The organism is Rhizobium sp. No.120 (assembly GCF_054558365.1).
In genome coordinates this window covers 284,426-302,399 of sequence record NZ_BAAJNQ010000001.1, presented here as the reverse complement: position 1 = coordinate 302,399, position 17,974 = coordinate 284,426, and the positions used below count along the sequence as shown (strand labels likewise).

Genomic DNA, 17,974 nt, shown 5'->3' with positions numbered 1-17,974 from the left:
CTCAGAAGGGGAAAGCGGCAAACCAGCCGCGATTTGGAATGAAGAGCTGCGGCTGACGAGAGCCGAACCTGTATTGGTCGCGGTCGACGCGCTGCGCCATCGTCAGCACGTAGCCGCCATTGTTGATGACAGAGCCATTGGCCATCAGGACTTCGACGTAACCGGCCATCTGCGAGTTCGTGACGGCGTTGTTGACGTGAGCTTGGCCCCAATAATAGGAACGGTCCTCAATCCGCGTAGCGAGGTCGCCGAGCTGTTGCGTCCAAACCTGCCCAGCGTTGCCGATCCAGAAGTGATTTTGCCCTCCTTGATCCTGCCAAACTAAGGTGCCGTAGCTATCGAGTACCCATCGGGCGCGTTTCACATTCGGATGGTGAAACCAGACACACGCATCGCCCATCCTGATTTCGAGTGCACCGGTCATCTGATCGCCGGCGCGATTGACCGGCGCGTAACCTAAAGCCGCCTGCTTTGTATCCAGGGTCGTTTGCAGGTTCGCGATGTCAGCGATGACATGCTTGTGCCCGGTATCCGACTTTTGATTCAGTGCCGCTTGCGTGGCGTTCGAAATCGGCTTTGCCGCATCCGAGGTATTGTTGACGTTCCCGAGACCGAGAGCGGCAACTTGGGCAGTCGCGTTCGCGGCGGTCAACAATGCACGCCCGACGGTGCTCGCATCTGTCAAGTCCGCCGAAGTCAACGTTACCGCACCCTGCCGCCCCGCCACGGACTGTACAACGTCGGTCGGCGTTCGCAGCTCCTGCCAATTCGCCAGCGCGGAAGCCGGCTCGGCTTGCAGGATGAAGCTCTTGTTGACATCGGTTCGGATGGCAACGTCGCCCTTTTGCACCGTGAGAGCGAGCATGGCTGCATGCGAAGCGACAACAAAGGTGTCGGTGATTGCAGAAGCCGGCAGTTGCGAGGTTGGAATTTTACCGGCCCCGTCGAGCGAAGCGTAACCGTTCGCCGCCCCCTTGTTGGCAATGTTTTCCGGCGTAAAACCAAGACTTGCCTGCTTTCCTGCCAAGAGGGCGTCCATGGTGGAGGATGAATAGGCATCCGTGATGCCATAGCCTGCGAGGCTCCCCGGTTTGCCGGCAATGTCGGCAAAATCCACAAAGCTCCACGTCATTGACCCCGCCGCCCCGCCGGCAGTCAGCACTTTTTTGGAGCTGCCGATACCGGTTGACGGCACATGCAAGTTGCCGTCGCCGGTCGGGTGGACATAGTTGTTGGCACCCGTCGCAATGCCGTTCAGCTTGCTCTTGTCGGCAGCGGACATGAACCCGCTCGCCGTGGCCGTCGCGTCCGGGTGTGCGCCAACACCAGCAGCCCCAACATGCGCGGCAGCGGCGAACGCCGTCGATGCCTGCAAGGCGGCAGAGCCGAGCTGAAGCAGAGTGCGCGCAGCGGCGGCATCGACGGCGGCGACGAAAGATCGCCCATAGGTCGATGTCACGCCCTGATAAGCAGCCGTCCACGCGGTCGAGAAATCCGACAGATCGGCAGCAAGGAGCTGCAAGGCTGACTTCGCAGCCTCCGCATCGCCGGCCTTTACAAGCGCGCGACCGGTTGCCCCACTATCGGAAAGATCGCTGGCATTGAGGGTGATAACCCCGGTCTTTCCGGCGACCGACGAAACAGCGTTGAAGGTCGGAACGCGTTCCCACTTCTCCGGCCCGCGCCGCAACTGATCGCCGGCAGCAACATCGCCGATATCATCAGCGGCAACATAGCCGGCCACGGCGACAACCCAAAAGTCGCCCTGATTTCCCGACCCCGAAGTGATCGCAGGCGAATTTATCTCAGCATTGTAGACGCCAAGAAAGCTGCCATCGACGGGAAGGAAGGCACCGGAAATCTTGCCATCGGGACCGAGCGGCGCATAGCCGTCCGGCTTTCCCTTGCTGGCCTTGTCTTCCGCCACATACGAAAGCTTGTCCTGCTTGCCGTCCAAAAGGCGGAAGTTTTCGGCTTTCGTGTGGGCATCTCCGATGCCGTAGCCGGCAAGGGTGGTCGGCTTGTCGTCAATTTCCGACCAAGGATGCCGATGGGTATCGTATTCCTGCGCGCGGACATAACGGACATCGCTATAGGCGAGGTCGAGCGATACCGAAATGTCGCCGCTCAATTCGCCGCCGCCCTTCAACCCCATTCCAGCCGTGACGGAACGGGTCTTGGGAACGGTCAACGACAGAAGCTCACGCAAGGCGTCTTCAACTGTGGTGGATATAAGACCACCGCCAGCCTCACGGAAAACGCGGTCGGCCTGATAGTCGATATGCGAGGTCGCCGAGATAATCCAATTGGTGCGGATCGGGTCACCCGCACCAAAGGTCCGCTCGATATCGACCGCAAGCGTTCCTGTGTCGCGGTTGTAGGAGATCAGCCGGCCCAACATGACGCCATAAGGCGCATCACGCGTTACCAAGGCCAGATAGGCGGCAGGCGAATAGCGACGCTTGTTCGCGGAGCTGATGCCGATCGTCATAGGACCGGTCTTCACCTCCACCGCCGACTTGCTCTCCGCGATAAAGACGGCCCCGAGCTGCAAGTCCTCCTGCAACTGCGCGATGAGCGGTGAAACGGCTTCATCGATCCGCTTCAACCCGTTTTCTTGCAGTTCGCGGACTGCCGCTCTCCAATCCTTTTCGATTTCCTCTTGCCCATGCAGACGCAGGTCAAGGTCTTCGTAGCGACGATTCCAGAAATCCGGGTCGCCGAGATCATCGCCGACCTTGATTTGATATTGATCCAGTCGGCGCATGACCGGTCACTCCTGCGTTTCGGTAATTTCCTCGGACGAGGTAATCTCGCTCTTGATCTGCTCGGCGAGCGCTCCCTTGATGGTGCCGCCCTGGCTGGGTCGGATTGTCAGCCCGGCCACTTTCACGACAGTTGCGACTTGGACGCGATAGTCCGCGTCCGGCTTGAAGGCCGGCGTAGATTTGACAGGCATGTTTCGTCTCCGGGAAATTTAGAGCGCTACGTCAACGCGCTCTTCGACATGGAAGGGCACCAGGGCATTGTTGGTCGTGCCCTCGATCTGGATTTTGTAAGCGTTGATTGCCGGCGTTGCGGTAAAACTGTAGGTGCGGCGGAAGCGACCGGGTTCAATTGGCTCGTCAACGAAACCGCTGCTCGCGATCAGCGTATTGTCATCCTTGCGAAGACTGACCTTCATCGTGTGCCGGTCGGCTTCGAACTTGGCGACAATGAGCTGAACCGTGATCGTGGTTGCCGATGTCGCCAGCGTCCGGCGCGTCGAAATATGCTTGAACGTGGTCCGCTGACGCCAGATGCGAATGCGGCTGCTCGGTATCTCCAAAGCAGGCGCAACCGCGTTCGTGCCGGTCATGACGACGCGATGACGCAAGAGCGGCGGCAAGCCGACCAGTAGATTAGGCGTCAGCACGTTCAACGGCTTCCATGCCCCATTAATCATCACCTGATGTTCAATGGCGCACGACTTCGGCTTGATCGTTCCGGCAAGGATATCGATTGAAGCGATACCACCCGAGAGCGTCAGCGCCGCCAATTCGATTTCGACGCGGGACGCCTTGAAGACCAGATATTCCATCTGGAAATAAAGGTCGCGCGTGAGATCGCCCTGATAATATGCGCCGTCCGTGGAGTAGAAGAGCGTGCCTTGCGCGTACTTATTGCTATCGACCACCGCGACCTTGTGGTTGCCAAGCGTGGTAATGATGATGGAATAGCGCTGGCCGGCTTCGAGAAACACGGGCGGAATGGCGACGTAGGTATCATTCGGCGCGACCTTGATGCTGGCATAAGGGATCGTGACATGCGTCACGAGATGCTCCGGATCGGGCGAGCCGCTGGCGGTCGTGTAGCCGATGGAAATATGTACGTCGCCATCCGCGCCCTTTTCCGTGAAGCGGAGCTTCAGGCCCGAAAGCCAACCATCCTGCGAATTGAGGACGGTCTGTGCGATCTGCGCGCCGGATACCGTTCTGTCTGTGACCTGCGCAACCCAATAATTGTCTTCCCACGTATCTTCCCAGAATTGTTGGACACGAAGGAGGGTGTGCGCATTGAGCGGGTCCCACCACGATTGACCATAGACGTTATCGAGGATCTGCGTTCCGGTAACGAGGAACGTTTCTCCGTTCTTTTTGAATGTGTTGGTTGCGCTGTCGTAGACGCCATCGGCCCACCACTGCGAATTGTTGCAAACGTTATAGGCCGGGCCGTAGCGCATGCGCGAACGGGCGACCGATAGCTGCTTCATCTCGTGGGTCTGGAAACCGTACTGCGCGATGGCAACGGAGCCATCAATCGCGCCCGCCGACGATGCCAGACGGATTTCCCGCCCCGAAATCGCCGGCAGCAACAAGCCGTTGCCCGGCAGGTAGGCACTGAGATCGAGAGGATTATAGAGCGAAATCTGTGTTTCGTTCCGTGCCTCATGGGCAAAGCGCACGCCCTCTTCGACAAGGCAAAGCAGATCGATGTTCTCGTTGTCCGTCTCGTTGGCGGTCAAAAAGCGATCCGACGCCCAATCCGATGCGTCGTCCGGTATTTCCAGCTTCTCTTTCAGTCGCGCGATGTCGCGCATGACATTGATCAGCTCGCCCGAGCCGGCCATGCCCGCCATGCCCTTTTTGAGCGCGGTGATATCGCTGGCAATGGTGTTGATGCGCGGTTCAATCTGATCGCGCCAGACTTCAAGCGAGCGAATGCGCTTGTCATTGCGTGTGACGGACGGCAGCGCATTGGCGGCTTCCATCGCAATCGCCTCGATACCCGTCGTGTTGAGCGTCACCCATGCAATAACGATAAGCGACTGATCGACAACCGGGCGCGGCAAGGTCGCACTCTCCTGCCCCGGCACAAGGTCGAGCTTTGCAGCCCGGCGGCGCTCGACCACGAGCATGCGGGGTTCCGTGGTGTCGCTTTCCAGGTCAACGAGGAAGTCGCGCGTCTCGGTTCGGCTATCTTCCTCCTGTCCATAGGCGATAACGGCAACGAGCCGTTTCGTTGCAGACGGCAAAATCGAGACGATATTGCGGGTAGATGCCTGCTCCATTTCGAAGACCGCGCCATCGGGCCGATAGATGCGGCCTGCGGCGACCTGCAATTCCGTGGCGCTGTTCTTGGTGACAATGAAGCCGGCATAGCCCGGCGCGTCCGCCGTCACGGCATCCTTTACGAGCGTGTCGAAAGTGGCGCGGCCCGAGGACTGGATATTGTTGAGGTCGCTATGACGCGCCTCCATGCGATCTTGAAACGGCACTGTTTTAAGCATGGTCAGCTCCTGAGTAGACGGCCAGCAACAAAGGGCGTGCCAGCAACGATGAGCTGACCCGCCTGCGGGCTTCGAAATGTTTTGGTGTTGATGAGGATGGTATCTCGCGCCGATTTCGCGGCGCGAAGTGCACGCAGGGTTTCCCGATACTTCTCGCCATCCGAGGCGGCGAAAAACTTCCCGAAATAGCCGCCAATGGCGAATGCCCGGCGTGGTCTGATCGATGGCGCGTGCACCACCAATTCCGCAGTGAATGGCGCAACACCGAACCGGCTGACACCCAAATAGGAAGCGCCCCTGCGGCGCGGCACCATTTGCGGGTCCCAAATCACGATGCGCTCATAGACGCGTGTTTCAGACCGCATGTTCGACCAGTACCGGCGGTGCAACGGTCGCCCGAAGAATGCGGCCCTGCCCGCATTCGACCTGCCATATTGCGCTTCGGGCTGGACCGTCGCCGGGCGCATTCCGTAGCGAATGACCGAAGGCGCACCGTCCGCGCGCCGGTATGCCGCGACAGAGCGGTTATGGTCGAGCGTTACCAGAAAGCGCGGCACGCCGCCGAGATAGGTAACGGAACGCCGACGCTTCCGCCGCAGCAATGCCCGCTCATACAGGGCATAGCCGAGGCCGGGAATAATGTCCGTCACCTCTTCGACGTTGATCGGCTGTTCTAGTCCCGCCTCGAAGAATGTAATGCGCGGGCGCATGCGCTCTGCCGCCTTGCTGTCTGCGACGAAGGATGCCCCCAAGGTCGAATAGGATCGCGCCGACAGGAAAAGCCGCTTTCCGGCGCTCGACCGCACCGCACGGGTGTAGATACGGATTTGCGGCATTCGGTCGGCGAGTGCCGCCCGCTGCTCTTCCGACATTCCGCCCGACAGAAAGAATGTGCCGGGTGGCCGGATCGTGCGAACAATCTCACTGCCGACGATGCCCGCATAGGCTTCGAGACCGGCGAGCGTGCCCTTGATCCGATGATGATAAATGGCGTCGGCAATCACCCGGCGCTGATGGTGCACCGGCCATTTAGGATTCCAGATATCGACCGAATGCGCATGCGCGAGAACCGGCAGGAAATGAACCGGCGCACGCAGCGGGTCGAGATAGGCTTGCCAATCAATACCGATTGCGTCGGTTCGTTCCCCGACCGCCGCAAGCGCCTTTTCCATCGGCAGCGAGCTTTGCGGCAGCAGATGCGTTTCCGCCGGGATCATGATTGCACTCCGAACGTCAGATTAACCGCGGCAAGAAAAGGCGCGACGTTGGCGCGGGCCGGAAGGTCGGAAAACGCGACATCTTCAATGCGAATGACATTCGGCACATAAGCCGCCGACAACAACGCATCGCGCGGAATTTCTGCCCCGATATGATAGCGGCCAACACCGAACGCCTTGACGCTCTTAATTGCAGCTTCAAGCACTTGCGCCGGGTCCGGGCCTCGCGGCACAATCAGCTTTCCGGTCAAGGAATATCGGTCGATAGCCGCCGCCGAGACGGTCACGTCATCGGTCAGCGGTCTTATGTGTTTTGCATCGAGCGCCTTAGCGACGGCAAAGACCGCATCCAAAGGAGCCGCAACGCCATCCGCGCCAAGCAGATAGACCAAAACCTTGCCGGCACCGCCATTGACAACCCGTATGTCATGCGCCTGCGGCCAAGCCTTCAAAGCGGCGGCAAGATAACCGTCTTCCGAGCCCGCAGCCGGCGCATCGAAGCTTGCCAGATAGCGGCGCAACAGCGCGTCGTCGTCTTCCCGAAAGATCACCTTGCCGCGCTCGTCCAGGGTGACGATGCGGACAACGTTCGCACGCGAAACCGCATTCTCCAGATCGGCACCCTGCGCAAATGCAGGCAAGACCGACCGGATGCCATCGTTCACGCGAGAACGCATCAGCACTTCGCGAAGGGCATGCACCTCTTGATCGATCTTGATAGGGTCGGTCTCAAGCTCGCCGACATCGTAGTCAAAGCCGGCCTGCTCGGCCCGCTCGCCGAAGTCCGTCATGCGGCTGGTAAGGATGGTTTCAAAATCGAGCGTTTCGATAGCATCGGGTTTCGGCAGGCGGGAAACGTCGATGATATCAGGCGTGTGAATTGCCATGGTCAGGCCCCGCTATAGATGACGCGTATGCTTGCGCTCTCCGAAACGGAGTAGTCGCCGCGATGGCCGCGTGGGTAATAGGTTCCGAAGATTTCGAGGGTAATCGAGCCGTTCGCTTCCGCCCGAGTGACCCTGCCCGCCGACATGCGATAGCGCGGCTCCCATTCGAGAATTGCGCTTGCCGCCGCTGAATAGACCGCGAGAATGTTACGTCGGGTCATCTTGCCGTCGATCAGGTCCGGCACGTCGCTCCCGAAGTTGCGCCGCATGACCCGCGACCGCTTCGGCGTGGTCAAGATTTTGCAAATCGACTGTTGGACATGGCCCCAATTACTGAGAGGCTTGCCGCTTGTGACGCTTACGCCCGTCGAATCCGGCATGGTCCGAACCTCATTCTTCTTTGACAGGTGACACGACATTGCCAAACGGCGGAGCAAGCTCCCTCGCCTGCTCGACAGTCAGAGGGATGATTTCGCCGCACGCGCGCCATTGCCCGGCAATCTCGCAGCCGGTGCGAACTTTGAATTTTTGCATGGATGTGGGACCTTAGCTTGCACAGCCATTAGCTGCGTTGATAAGAGTGAAATGCTCTTAGCCAAGCCGGGAGGTTAGACTTGGCGAGGGGAAAAGCTGGGACTCCGAAAGGAGTAGATGGGTTGCTCCCGCCCTCCCAGCACCAAACATGCAGCCAGCTTGATAACTCCAATACTCGCAGTTATCCTCGAAAGTCGGGTGCCTTACCTAACCTGCTGCCGGGTTGAAGGGTGAATTTTGAAAGATGAAGACGACCGTGTTCAACAAGGTCGATGCGTAATCGGCAGACTTCGACCATGCACGACGGATCGTCTCATGTTCTTAAATCCCACCTTCATATTTTCATCTGCGAATATCGCTGCCTTGAAAAAAGCTCTGCGGAGCGAATTTCCCGAAGTTGGTTCCTCACACGCAGATGAAGCTTTAGCTGCTTCCTTTGGCTTTAAGACGCACGCGGCGATGCTGCAAATATTGCGCCAAGTGGATGAAAACGGCCGCTTGGCTATTGGAGTTGATCATTATCGGCTGGCGCTTCGGCTGATGGAACTAGGGTATTCCAACGTCTCACCAGCAAGCCTATGGCTGTTTATGCTAGGCGTTAAAGTCCCCTCGCCCCAATACGATGAAACAACGGCAGATACTGTTAGGGCGATGCGACGGCCTAGCGCAGCAAACTCCGCCTAACGGGGTAGCGCCTACTAATCCTTGGCGAAGACGCGGGACGAGCCTTCAACAATCGGCCAAAGACCCTTAGACGATCCGGCTCCAACCTCCACCTTGTCGCCGATCCGGGCGATCTTTTTCCCGCCCTCGCCGCCGAGCTGTACATTCGGCGATTCAACGATGACCTTTGCGCCCGTTACCTTGACCAGATCGGGCGAGGCTTCGACCACCGTATCGCCGATCTTAAGGTGAAACGGCATATCCTTATTCGCACGAGCGTTGGCATCGCTGTAGGTCGAGAAATCTATCTGCGCGTCTGCCATATCTCCACTTTCGGACACGACATCGACTTGCTCGCCCTTCTGATACAACACGTCCACCTTGACGCCACCCGCCGCGAGCGTGCGCGCTCTTATCCATGGAGTGAGATAGGGCTTGCCGTTTTGGTCGGACAGCTTCACCCGGTACTTGCTCTTGTCATCGCTGATTTCGGCGACCGTGCCTTTCCTGCGGCGATTGCGGTTCCGCCGCTCAAGCTCGGCTATGCGGTACATCATGTCGGCGAGCTGATCGACTAGAGAAGTCATGGCGACACCTCGAAAGCTGGCGTCATCAACATGGCATCGGCTTCGCTGCGGATCATGCCGTACCGGCGAATTGCCGCCCGCAACTCGTCCGTCTCACCAGAAACTTGCGCGCGCATAAGAGCGATGTTCTTTGCCATGTCCGGCGCGCTGGGAATAAGGTCGGCCTCGCACTTGGCGAAGAATCGCGCCAAGGGGGAAGCTGGAGCGAGAGGCATACCGCGAATGGGGTCGGCGATCACTTCGGCGGTCAGCTTCATTCTGTGAGCAGCCAGCCGCGTACCGTTTGCATCGGCGCTGATGCGGTCTCGTTCCGCAGAAACGAGGCGAAGACTGAAGGACCGGAACAGTTCCGACCATTCGTTATCAGGGTCCGCAAGAACGTCGCTAATCTGCCGCATCGTGATATCAAGCTGAAACTCGAAATTCGCGTCCGTCGCGGGCAGCCCCTCATAAATCACGCTTTCGTCCGTCTCCGGGTCTGTCGCTACGTGGGGCGAGGCTATGCCGGCCTCAAAGATGATATCGACGCTCCCATTCTTATTGAGCGCGCGCAGGTCTAGCCCATCGGTCGCCTTGGATGCCCCGACATAAATGGAGACAAACGGCTTTTCCTTTGGCGTACGCAACCCGCCGTCAGCGCCAACGTCAAGCGTGCCAATCTCGCTATCGAGCACATTTTCACCGACCATCGTTCGCCCTTTGAGAGCTTGGACGGCGGCAATGCGGATTGCTATACAGGCAAGAGACATGCGTCACACTCACTTTTCGCGAAGAACAGCGACGACCAGATTGCTGTAGCGGTCGCTGATGGCGCTGATTTCCCAAACGGGTTCGCCGTTGCGGTCTATTGCTCGAACAGCATCGCCGGGTTGAAGTCTTGGGCCGTCGTAGGAGCTGCGATCTAGGAAAAGCTCCGCCTCCCCCGCCGCAAGCCGGCTGCGAAACGCTCCGGTCTGCCCGACGCCTATCGGCTTAGAATCGTCGCCACCTTCACAAAGAGCTTCGCAGCGAACGATGATCTGCGGGCGCTCCGGGTCCGACTTTCCTCCCTTCATGAAGGAAAGCCGCACTCGCTCGCCAAAAGCGCCGCCAATCTTGCGATCAACGGCGGCTTCCAGATTTCGCCAATCCACCATGTTACTGATGCAACAGCACGTCGCCAAAAGCGGACGGATTGGCGGCGATGCCGGCGGAATAGCCGATCTTGACTTTGCCGCCCGTGCTATCGGTGGTGACAAGACCAGCGTCCCAATAGAGCGGCACCCCTTCGGCCCACGCCTGGGCTTCGACCTTGGGAAGTTCGAAGACGCCTTTGCGAGCAAGATTGACCTGCTCGTCCTTCAAGGCGGAATGTGCTGCAACGCCGAAGAGCTTGCCGACAAGCACGCCCTCGCCGGACTTCACATCGGCGGGCGCGGTCAATGGGAGCGTGTCGCCGGGCTGGATATAGTTTTTCATGGTGATCGTTCCTTATGAACAACGAAGACGTGAGGCGGACCGGAAGGACCGCCCTTGTTTCGTGGTGCCGGGTTAAGCCAGCTTGCCGGGGTTATGGTAGCCAAAGCGGAAGTCGGTCGCGCCGCAGCCAAAGTCATGTTCTACCGACATGCTGAACCCCTGCCGGCCGAACGGTTCGTCCATGCGAACGCGTGGCGCTTCGTAACCGTCCAGATAACCCCATCGGTAGTTCGAACCGGTCGAAGGGTCCGCGAACAAGTCCCACGATGGGCCATCGATCTGCGACGTTTCGATAAGCTCGAACTTGCCGGAGAAGATATTCACGCTCGAAACCGTGGCGGGCGTGATGGAGGCCAGGAATTTTTCCGCGTTCGTAAGCTGGTCGGGACCAACGAGCATGATACGGGCCGGATTCGCCAACATCGGCTTGTCGTCAATAGTCCGCTGCTTGCTCATGGCTTTGCGACCGTCGCCGACGCTATCGACGGTGATCGCAGAGGCAGCGCCAAGGTTCTTGTGATCGCCATGGAAAACGGGCTTACCGTCAGCAAGCGAGCCATTGTAGGCGCCGGCATAGAAAGTGACTTCTTCGAACAGCGCCACCGATGCGCCGTAGCTGGTTAGCAAATCGGAAATCGCGCCGAGATCATCATTGATGAGCATGTGGCGGCTGATGTTCAGGGCGATGGCATAGCTAAATGCCTGCACCGATTCCTTGCCCTCGCCGAAGGTGCCGTATTTGATTTCGCCGTTTTCCAGTACCTTTTTCAGCATCGGGAAATCGCCGACGCGGACAATTGTATCCGGGCGGAAGTCGCGGAAGTTTTTCTTCCGGGCGAACCTGCGGAACGTCGGCTGCGCGAGTGCATAGCGCTGCTCAAGCGTACGGTTCACAGCGCCTTCGAAGATCGCCGGAAAATCGGACGTGGCATGTGACGCACGCGTAAAAATCTCGTCGATGTCGCGGGCATTCAGCATACGGCGACCACGGAAGTTGACACTATCGGCGGCAACGTCAATCAGCCCCTGCCCCGTGTATTGGCGGGCAGCAGCAGATGGACCATCCTTGGGCATCGGCGCACCGAGGCCGTAGGCGAGCGCTTCGATACGTGCGGAGCGGAGCGTTTCGGTTTCATCCTGCCCGAACTGCGCTCGCACATGGCTATCAGTTTTGACCGACTGGTCCTTATCAAACAGCTTTTCAAACAGCGCCGAGCGGAACGCATCAACTGTCGTGCCGGCCCGGATATGCTCACGACCGAAGTCAGCGACCCCCGCACGTGCAGCAAGTTCGTCAATCGTGGCGGATCGGGTGCGCTCGGCGAGAATGCCCTGCTGTTCGGCGTCGGCATTGTTGAGCGGCGGCGTGACCGGCGCGGCGCGGCTAGCGTTTTCGAGCGTGGTAATCTCGCCACGAACCTGCTCGATTTCAGCGAGGATGCCGGCATGCTCCTGCTCGATTGCACGCGCGGCATCGGGCGACAAACCGTCCACCAACTCGCCGCGCTTTTTCTCGGCACGGGTGGAAAGGTCAGTCAACTTGCCGCGCAGGGCGAATAGCGCAGGCGATGCTTGCAGCATGTGGTTGATGCCGCCAGCCGACAGAAAGCTGTCGTGACCAATCAGCGTCGAGGCGTGGGAAGGGTCGGCGGAGATGATAGCAAAGGCGAGGCCGAAGCAAAGAAATGCGGCGACGGTCGCGAAAATATATGCAGCCTTTTTCATGGCGTGCGGTTCCTTTTGAATAGTACCGGGCAAAACAAGCGCCGTCGCCCTGCGTCCCGGCGGAGCGCAGGCGGCGAACTTTTAATTGAATGTTGAAATTCGGATTGGTCCCTTTGCCCACACATCACGGCGCGGATCTGGCAATTTCGGTCCGAGTGGACTTTTGATCCGACTGTTGGCCATATTAGCTAATGTCTACCATTCCACCGCCGGAGACTTGAGCTATGCCTGAGAGCCGCATCAGCAGCCTCGCAATCGCACGCTGCACGCCAAGTGCAGCCTATGAAGGTCAGATCAAGCCAGAGCGTTTCGCCGGTATGACCGAGCTGAGATTAGCAAAGCCGCTCTCGCTGACGCAGTTTGGCGTCAACCATGTGCGGCTTGAACCGGGTGCGTGGTCGTCACTCCGACACTGGCATGCCGCCGAGGACGAATTCATCTATGTGCTCGAAGGCACGCTGACATTATGTGATGAAAACGGTCCCCATGAGCTGACCGCCGGCATGTTCGCCGGTTTTCCAGCGGGCGAATGCAATGGTCATCACATCCAAAATCGCTCCGATCAACCGGGCACCTTTCTGGCTGTTGGCTCTCGAAAACCAGGCGAAGAAACGATCCATTACCCGGACGAGACCTTTGGGCCGATACACAAGTAGCCGATTCAGAGGTTCAGTTTGAGCATCGAAGCGCGGCTTCGGCCATGCGCATGCGGGTAGCGCGGATTAGATGGCTATCCGGCTCACCGACAAGCAAGGGAAAGGTTGCCTCGCTTGCGCGAACCTGCGCGCCGGGATCGGCGGGCACCGTCACAAAAGAAACTTCGTTCGGCGTCCAGCGCTCTACGAAAATCTTTTCAACGTCGCCCTTCTTCTGCGCTTCCTCGATACGGATTTTGTCGATCGAATAGCCTACAGACACATTCTTGATGATCTTGTCGGAGACCAGACCGAACATGCGATCAGCGGCGGCATCAATGCCCGGTTTCGGAAAGCGTATGGTGCACATGCCCTCATTGCCTTCGACCCAAGCCCGCTCCACGACGGCAACCTGCGAAAAGGTTGACCAACGGGAATGACTGTCGAGAACGGGAGCGCCGGCATTCATGCGAGAGAGATCGAGTGCTCTTTCGCTGACCACAAGAATTTCATCAAACGGCACGGCGGTATCCCATCCCGTGTAACGGAGGCGGCGGACAGCCGCCCCCGTCGTAAACGCAAGCGTCACCGTGCGCGCTTCGGCATCGATAGAGCTGTTAAGCGCCTCGCCGCGAAACTGCATCGGCAGGCTAGTAGGTGCCTTTCGGACTTCAAGTCTCGTCATCGTCTTGGCTCTCTTCCGTCTTGTCGGGCGGATCATCATCCCATCCCTGTTGCAACTGCCCGGCCTGCGAAACGCGGCGGGCATCCGTGTCAAAAACAAGCCCGAGCTTGTCTATTTTCCGCTGGAATTCTGCTATCTCGGCAATCACCTCGTCGGGGTCTTCGCCAGACTCGGCAATGACGGAAGCGTGCGACCGGAAACCGGCACGCACTTCTTTCACCTTTGCGTTGGTGTCTTTCAGCGGGTCAGCCGAATAGAACCGAGGCGGCGACCATTTCACCGGGACCTTCGGCGACTTGATCAGGCCAGCGAGATAGGCCGCTTCGCAAAACCAATCCCAAATTGGCTGCAACAGCATCGGAATGATGAACTTCCATTGCAGCTCTGAGATAATTCGCTTGAAGGTCTCAATGCCGATCTTGCCCGACGAATAATTTACCTTGTCCAGTCGGCCCGTCAGGATGAAGTAAGGCATGCGCCAACCGGCTGCGATGGTGTGCAGCATCGACACCTTGTAAGGGTCGTATCCGCCAGTTGCCGCAGGCTGCGAAAAGTCGAGCCGCCTGCCACCCACCGCATTGTAAAATGTTCCCGGCTCGAACTTTTCGACACGCTCGCCACGCGCATTGTAGACGCCCGGCTGCAACGCCTTGCCCGTGCCGTCATCCATCGGCGTGCCGAGCGTGTCTTGCTCTTCGCCGCCGCTCATCACGCCGACAAGGCAAGATTCAAGGCGCTTTCGAACAAGCTCCGATTCCTCGTACTTGGCGAGGTCGTGCATATCGTCCATCGCCGGCACGCCCCAAGGCGTACCGCGAACCTGCGTCCGTTGCTTTTCGAAGACATGGGCGATTTCCGAGGCGGGAACCGGCTTCGATACCACTGACGACAGCGGGTCGAAGAAGCTATTGCCGGGATGCGAACCGAACATCCAATAGGCTCGCTTGCGGCCGATGGCGTCAAACTCAAGCCCCTGGATAACCTTGCCGCCACCGGCAAGAATGCCTTCCTTCGTGGTGTCGATCAGGTCGGTTTCTATGACCTGCAATTGCAGGGGAACCGTCAAGCCATCCTCAAGCCGGCGACGGCGGCGGCGCACCAAACCATCGCCCGACTCGAACATGCCGCGCACGGCTAGCGATTGGAGGCCGTAGAAATCTAGGTCGCCATCCGCATCGCAAACCTTGCTCCATTCGTCAAAAAGCTCGTTGACTTTTTTGTCTTTAGAGCGCGGCACAATCCCGTCGCCAATCGCATGGGAGACAAGTTGCGCGACAGCATGTGCCGCGTAAGGATTATTCCGCACGAGATCGCGCATGCGGTCCCGAAGCGTCCGACCGGCGCGGGATATTTCCGCGTCCGCCGATGTCGAGCGTGCCCGCCTGCCGGATTTCAGGCGGCTTGTGTCGGCTGCGGCATAGCCGCGTGACATGATGTCCATCGCGGCACGATGCTTGATGCGCCGAAGGCCAGCTTCCGGCGCAAAATAGCCAATGGTCCGGTCGATCAGATTGGCAACACTCATCAGTCGAGCGCCGCGCGAATGATCGGTGCACGGGTCGAGCGACTGGCCTTCAATGCCGAGAGGGCTTCCCGCATCTCTTTCAAAGAGTGATACTCCACTTCACGGCGGGTGCCGCCGGAGTGAAAAACCACCTTCCTCGCGCCCATCGCAATGGCGTCTTCGAGGGCGGTGATCTGATCGTCTTTCGTAGCCATCGCTATAACCACTCCGATGTTGCTATTTTCTGTACCTGTGAGGGTGAAGGCGCTTGCGGCGGCGTGGATAGCTCGCCCTCACGATGCGCCCAATTGGGATTGACCATTTGCCGAGCGGCAAAGGCATAGACGGTGCAGTCAAGCGCCTCATGGCGGCGACCGGGCACCGGTACGAATTGACGGCTCGATTGCCCGCGCACATAGCGAACAACCATCTGCTCGCCCGTGACCTGCTCATACCAAACGTCCGGCAAGTCCTTGGAAAAGCGCATGGACTTGGGGCGAGCGAGGCGACCAAATATGTTGCTCTTGATGCTCTCGACGCCAACAATGAAAAGACGCCCGCCCTTTACCGTCGTCTTTGACCGCTCGATCCAAGGCCGGTTTCCCGCAGCTCCCTTGATGGCGAAGACGCGACGATTGAAACGCGGGAACGCATAGCGATAGACCGTTTCCATGGTCTCGCCGTCCGAACTGTCCACGCAGACGGCATCAACCTTAATTACGCCGCCGAGCGGGTGCTTCCACCGGGCGGACAGCGCAAGGTCGAGTTCGGTCCATGTCGAATGATCGTCATAGCGGCCCCAGATCACGGTATGCCCGAGAATGTAGGGAATGCCCGCTTTATCCCAACCCACGAAGGTCGCTTCTAGTCGATCATCCTGCACGTCAACGCCGACGGTGATAATGAGAACGTCGAGAGGGATAGCCTCAAGTCCAAAATCTTCGGCCCGTGTCGCAAGCTCGATATCGTCCAGTTCGTCGCTTTCATCCTCCCATCCTTCGGCGAGGATCGTATTCACGAACGTTTGCAACGTCGAAGGGTCGTTCTTGACGGTGACAAACTCTCGCGCCAAGCGCCCCCAGGACGCATTTGGCAGAAGCGAAATCAGGGCGTTCATCCGAAAGCCGGCATGGTCCTTGACTTCCGGTCGCAATGCTCGCCACCGTCCGGCGGCGACCATCGCCGGCTTATGCCGCTCGTCTATGGCGCAACCGCACTCCGGACACACATAGTAAGCCTTTTCCGGCTCGCCTTCCGGCCAATGAATGTCGCTCCATTTCAGTTCGTGAAAGTGGCCGCACTCAGGGCAAGGCAGTTCGTAAATGCGCTTGTCCGATTGCTCGTAAGCGCGCAAAACATGACTTGTCGCCTTATAGACCGGCGTGGACCCCATCACGATCTTGCGGTCTGCAAACGAAAGCGTACGTCGTTCGGCAAGCAGGATCGGCGAACCTTCTTTGGTCGCATCCATGCCGTCCGCCTCGTCAATAAAGAGGATGCGGACATTGTGACGACGAAGATTACGCGGTGCCTTTGCCGCAATGACTTTGAGGAAGCCGCCGGGAAAGCGCCGGGCCAGAAGCGTATTGCGCCCGCCCTCGTCCGCATCACCGGTTAGCAAACCCCGCAGCGAGGGTGATGCGTCAAAGATCGGCTCGACATCGGAAACCATATAGTCGCGGCAGTCGGCTTCCGTTGGCAGAAGCGATAGGATGGGCGACGGGTCGTTGTAGCAGAAGCTTGCAAGAGCACTCGTCAACAAGGTGGTGAAGCCAACGCGAACCGGCTTAACCAAGGTGACGCGTTCAATGGCAGCGCTGCCGATTGCATCCGCAATCTCAACCTGCGGCGGCCAAAGCCGGACCATGCCGGTGAGCGATGACACGCCCTCGGGCAGATAAACGGTCTTTTCAATCCACTCCGACAGCCGCAGCTTGGGAGGCGGTAGCAGACTGTCCCACAGCGCCCGCCGCAATGTCGTCAGAGCTGATTCCATTGTCTTCGTCGCCGAGTCCGGTAAGCGCCGATCTGATCTCGCGGTCGATCAGGTCAACGTCGTAAGTGGTGAGGTGTGGAAGGAGCTGGCGGCAGCGAGAAGGAACTGAAAGCATGCCGTTGCGGATGCGACGACCGAGCGAAGTCCATTCATGCCGCACGTCGGCAATCGCAATCAGCTCCCGACGAAGCGCCGCGTTCTTCAACGCGGTTTGGTCGGCCTGCTCTCTAGCCAGACGCGTACGCTCCGCTGTCAACACATCGGAACCGTCGCCGGTCCTTCCGGCTGCGATCATCCGAAGATGCTCGCAATAGAGCTGGACCGATCGAACCATGTCGAAGCGATTCCGTTCTGTCTTCGCTACGATTCCACGCTCGACAAAATCGGAGATCGCTCGCTTTGAAACACCAAGCAAATCAGCCAACTCCAAAGCGGTGATTTCGCCATCGCCGGCGTCTGTCGTCTCGCCTTCTGATACTTCCGGCTGCTCCAACAGCGTGGTTTGGTCCGCCGCTGCCTGTTTCTTGTGCGCCTTGGCCGCATAGCTTGGGCTAACATCGAATTTTTCCGCCGCAGCGCGCACGGAATGGCCCTCATCCATGTAGGCGATGACCTGCAAACGAAGTTCTTCCGGATAGCTCTTTGCCATGTGATTCCGATTCCACCGAAAGAGCGGCGGAATCCCCCTATAATTTTTCTGACAGAGCGAAATCCCGCAGTCGCGCGCACCCGCTAATCGGCCTCTTTCGGGGGAAGGACCCGACCGAGGGGGAGGCCCGGGCCGGCGACGACGACGGGGCCGATGGGGAGGTCG

At 58.8% G+C, this 17,974-nt stretch carries 18 protein-coding genes; 2 read left to right on the top strand and 16 right to left on the bottom strand.

Going from position 1 to position 17,974, the window contains the following annotated elements; translation table 11 throughout:
* Position 1 precedes the first annotated feature (1 nt).
* Genes ACYJRZ_RS01530 through ACYJRZ_RS01505 form a run of 6 tightly spaced genes read right to left on the bottom strand, consistent with a single transcriptional unit; the run spans position 2 to position 7,753 of the window.
* Complete coding sequence (locus ACYJRZ_RS01530; RefSeq protein ID WP_459455412.1) at positions 2-2,767, bottom strand: phage tail fiber repeat family protein; 2,766 nt, start codon at positions 2,765-2,767, stop codon at positions 2-4.
* A gap of 6 nt (positions 2,768-2,773) precedes the next feature.
* Entirely contained in the window at positions 2,774-2,959 is a 186-nt protein-coding gene (locus ACYJRZ_RS01525) for a hypothetical protein (protein WP_459455410.1), read from the bottom strand.
* Positions 2,960-2,977: 18 nt separating this feature from the next.
* A complete protein-coding gene (locus ACYJRZ_RS01520; RefSeq protein WP_459455408.1) occupies positions 2,978-5,269 on the bottom strand; it encodes a hypothetical protein in 2,292 nt (763 codons plus the stop codon).
* A 2-nt stretch (positions 5,270-5,271) separates the two neighbouring features.
* Entirely contained in the window at positions 5,272-6,486 is a 1,215-nt protein-coding gene (locus ACYJRZ_RS01515; RefSeq protein ID WP_459455406.1) for a phage tail protein I, read from the bottom strand.
* The gene (locus tag ACYJRZ_RS01510; protein ID WP_459455404.1) at positions 6,483-7,373 is read right to left on the bottom strand and encodes a baseplate J/gp47 family protein; all 891 of its coding nucleotides are present in this window, start codon (positions 7,371-7,373) and stop codon (positions 6,483-6,485) included. Before ACYJRZ_RS01510 ends, ACYJRZ_RS01515 begins: the two co-directional genes overlap by 4 nt.
* Positions 7,374-7,375: 2 nt before the next feature.
* Positions 7,376-7,753 (bottom strand): GPW/gp25 family protein, encoded by a 378-nt coding sequence (locus ACYJRZ_RS01505; protein WP_459455402.1) that lies wholly within the window; start codon positions 7,751-7,753, stop codon positions 7,376-7,378.
* 469 nt (positions 7,754-8,222) lie between these two features.
* On the opposite strand from ACYJRZ_RS01505, the gene ACYJRZ_RS01500 reads away from it, so the two are divergent.
* Complete coding sequence (locus tag ACYJRZ_RS01500) at positions 8,223-8,591, top strand: hypothetical protein (protein WP_459455400.1); 369 nt, start codon at positions 8,223-8,225, stop codon at positions 8,589-8,591.
* A gap of 14 nt (positions 8,592-8,605) precedes the next feature.
* Here the strand turns inward: ACYJRZ_RS01500 and ACYJRZ_RS01495 are convergent, their stop codons facing one another.
* The 5 genes from ACYJRZ_RS01495 to ACYJRZ_RS01475 form a co-directional block, all read right to left on the bottom strand.
* A complete protein-coding gene (locus ACYJRZ_RS01495; RefSeq protein WP_459455398.1) occupies positions 8,606-9,157 on the bottom strand; it encodes a phage baseplate assembly protein V in 552 nt (183 codons plus the stop codon).
* Positions 9,154-9,906, bottom strand: a complete 753-nt coding sequence (locus tag ACYJRZ_RS01490) for a hypothetical protein (protein WP_459455396.1) — start codon at positions 9,904-9,906, stop codon at positions 9,154-9,156. Before ACYJRZ_RS01490 ends, ACYJRZ_RS01495 begins: the two co-directional genes overlap by 4 nt.
* A 9-nt stretch (positions 9,907-9,915) precedes the next feature.
* The gene (locus ACYJRZ_RS01485; protein WP_459455394.1) at positions 9,916-10,293 is read right to left on the bottom strand and encodes a hypothetical protein; all 378 of its coding nucleotides are present in this window, start codon (positions 10,291-10,293) and stop codon (positions 9,916-9,918) included.
* A gap of 1 nt (position 10,294) precedes the next feature.
* Entirely contained in the window at positions 10,295-10,615 is a 321-nt protein-coding gene (locus ACYJRZ_RS01480) for a DUF2190 family protein (RefSeq protein WP_459455392.1), read from the bottom strand.
* A 72-nt stretch (positions 10,616-10,687) separates the two neighbouring features.
* Complete coding sequence (locus tag ACYJRZ_RS01475) at positions 10,688-12,340, bottom strand: phage major capsid protein (protein WP_459455390.1); 1,653 nt, start codon at positions 12,338-12,340, stop codon at positions 10,688-10,690.
* A gap of 224 nt (positions 12,341-12,564) precedes the next feature.
* Between ACYJRZ_RS01475 and ACYJRZ_RS01470 the strand changes: the two genes are divergently transcribed.
* A complete protein-coding gene (locus ACYJRZ_RS01470) occupies positions 12,565-12,996 on the top strand; it encodes a cupin domain-containing protein (protein ID WP_459455389.1) in 432 nt (143 codons plus the stop codon).
* A 13-nt stretch (positions 12,997-13,009) separates the two neighbouring features.
* Here ACYJRZ_RS01470 and ACYJRZ_RS01465 read toward each other — a convergent pair whose 3' ends face one another.
* From ACYJRZ_RS01465 to ACYJRZ_RS01445, 5 genes are read right to left on the bottom strand one after another with little or no spacing between them, the layout of a single operon-like run.
* On the bottom strand, positions 13,010-13,660 hold the full coding sequence (locus ACYJRZ_RS01465) for an HK97 family phage prohead protease (protein WP_459455387.1): 651 nt from the start codon (positions 13,658-13,660) through the stop codon (positions 13,010-13,012).
* A complete protein-coding gene (locus ACYJRZ_RS01460) occupies positions 13,647-15,185 on the bottom strand; it encodes a phage portal protein (RefSeq protein WP_459455385.1) in 1,539 nt (512 codons plus the stop codon). The genes ACYJRZ_RS01465 and ACYJRZ_RS01460 overlap by 14 nt, the downstream gene beginning before the upstream one ends.
* Positions 15,185-15,379, bottom strand: a complete 195-nt coding sequence (locus ACYJRZ_RS01455; RefSeq protein ID WP_459455383.1) for a phage head-tail joining protein — start codon at positions 15,377-15,379, stop codon at positions 15,185-15,187. The genes ACYJRZ_RS01460 and ACYJRZ_RS01455 overlap by 1 nt, the downstream gene beginning before the upstream one ends.
* 2 nt (positions 15,380-15,381) lie before the next feature.
* A complete protein-coding gene (locus ACYJRZ_RS01450; RefSeq protein WP_459455381.1) occupies positions 15,382-17,160 on the bottom strand; it encodes a phage terminase large subunit family protein in 1,779 nt (592 codons plus the stop codon).
* Positions 17,075-17,779, bottom strand: coding sequence for a MerR family transcriptional regulator (locus ACYJRZ_RS01445; RefSeq protein ID WP_459455380.1), 705 nt, complete (start codon positions 17,777-17,779; stop codon positions 17,075-17,077). The genes ACYJRZ_RS01450 and ACYJRZ_RS01445 overlap by 86 nt, the downstream gene beginning before the upstream one ends.
* Positions 17,780-17,974 lie beyond the last annotated feature (195 nt).

Coding starts and splice junctions, on each gene's coding strand:
- ACYJRZ_RS01530 (WP_459455412.1), bottom strand. CDS start 2,767: ATGCGCCGACTGGATCAATATCAAATCAAGGTCGGCGATGATCTCGGC.
- ACYJRZ_RS01525 (WP_459455410.1), bottom strand. CDS start 2,959: ATGCCTGTCAAATCTACGCCGGCCTTCAAGCCGGACGCGGACTATCGC.
- ACYJRZ_RS01520 (WP_459455408.1), bottom strand. CDS start 5,269: ATGCTTAAAACAGTGCCGTTTCAAGATCGCATGGAGGCGCGTCATAGC.
- ACYJRZ_RS01515 (WP_459455406.1), bottom strand. CDS start 6,486: ATGATCCCGGCGGAAACGCATCTGCTGCCGCAAAGCTCGCTGCCGATG.
- ACYJRZ_RS01510 (WP_459455404.1), bottom strand. CDS start 7,373: ATGGCAATTCACACGCCTGATATCATCGACGTTTCCCGCCTGCCGAAA.
- ACYJRZ_RS01505 (WP_459455402.1), bottom strand. CDS start 7,753: ATGCCGGATTCGACGGGCGTAAGCGTCACAAGCGGCAAGCCTCTCAGT.
- ACYJRZ_RS01500 (WP_459455400.1), top strand. CDS start 8,223: ATGTTCTTAAATCCCACCTTCATATTTTCATCTGCGAATATCGCTGCC.
- ACYJRZ_RS01495 (WP_459455398.1), bottom strand. CDS start 9,157: ATGACTTCTCTAGTCGATCAGCTCGCCGACATGATGTACCGCATAGCC.
- ACYJRZ_RS01490 (WP_459455396.1), bottom strand. CDS start 9,906: ATGTCTCTTGCCTGTATAGCAATCCGCATTGCCGCCGTCCAAGCTCTC.
- ACYJRZ_RS01485 (WP_459455394.1), bottom strand. CDS start 10,293: ATGGTGGATTGGCGAAATCTGGAAGCCGCCGTTGATCGCAAGATTGGC.
- ACYJRZ_RS01480 (WP_459455392.1), bottom strand. CDS start 10,615: ATGAAAAACTATATCCAGCCCGGCGACACGCTCCCATTGACCGCGCCC.
- ACYJRZ_RS01475 (WP_459455390.1), bottom strand. CDS start 12,340: ATGAAAAAGGCTGCATATATTTTCGCGACCGTCGCCGCATTTCTTTGC.
- ACYJRZ_RS01470 (WP_459455389.1), top strand. CDS start 12,565: ATGCCTGAGAGCCGCATCAGCAGCCTCGCAATCGCACGCTGCACGCCA.
- ACYJRZ_RS01465 (WP_459455387.1), bottom strand. CDS start 13,660: ATGACGAGACTTGAAGTCCGAAAGGCACCTACTAGCCTGCCGATGCAG.
- ACYJRZ_RS01460 (WP_459455385.1), bottom strand. CDS start 15,185: ATGAGTGTTGCCAATCTGATCGACCGGACCATTGGCTATTTTGCGCCG.
- ACYJRZ_RS01455 (WP_459455383.1), bottom strand. CDS start 15,379: ATGGCTACGAAAGACGATCAGATCACCGCCCTCGAAGACGCCATTGCG.
- ACYJRZ_RS01450 (WP_459455381.1), bottom strand. CDS start 17,160: ATGGAATCAGCTCTGACGACATTGCGGCGGGCGCTGTGGGACAGTCTG.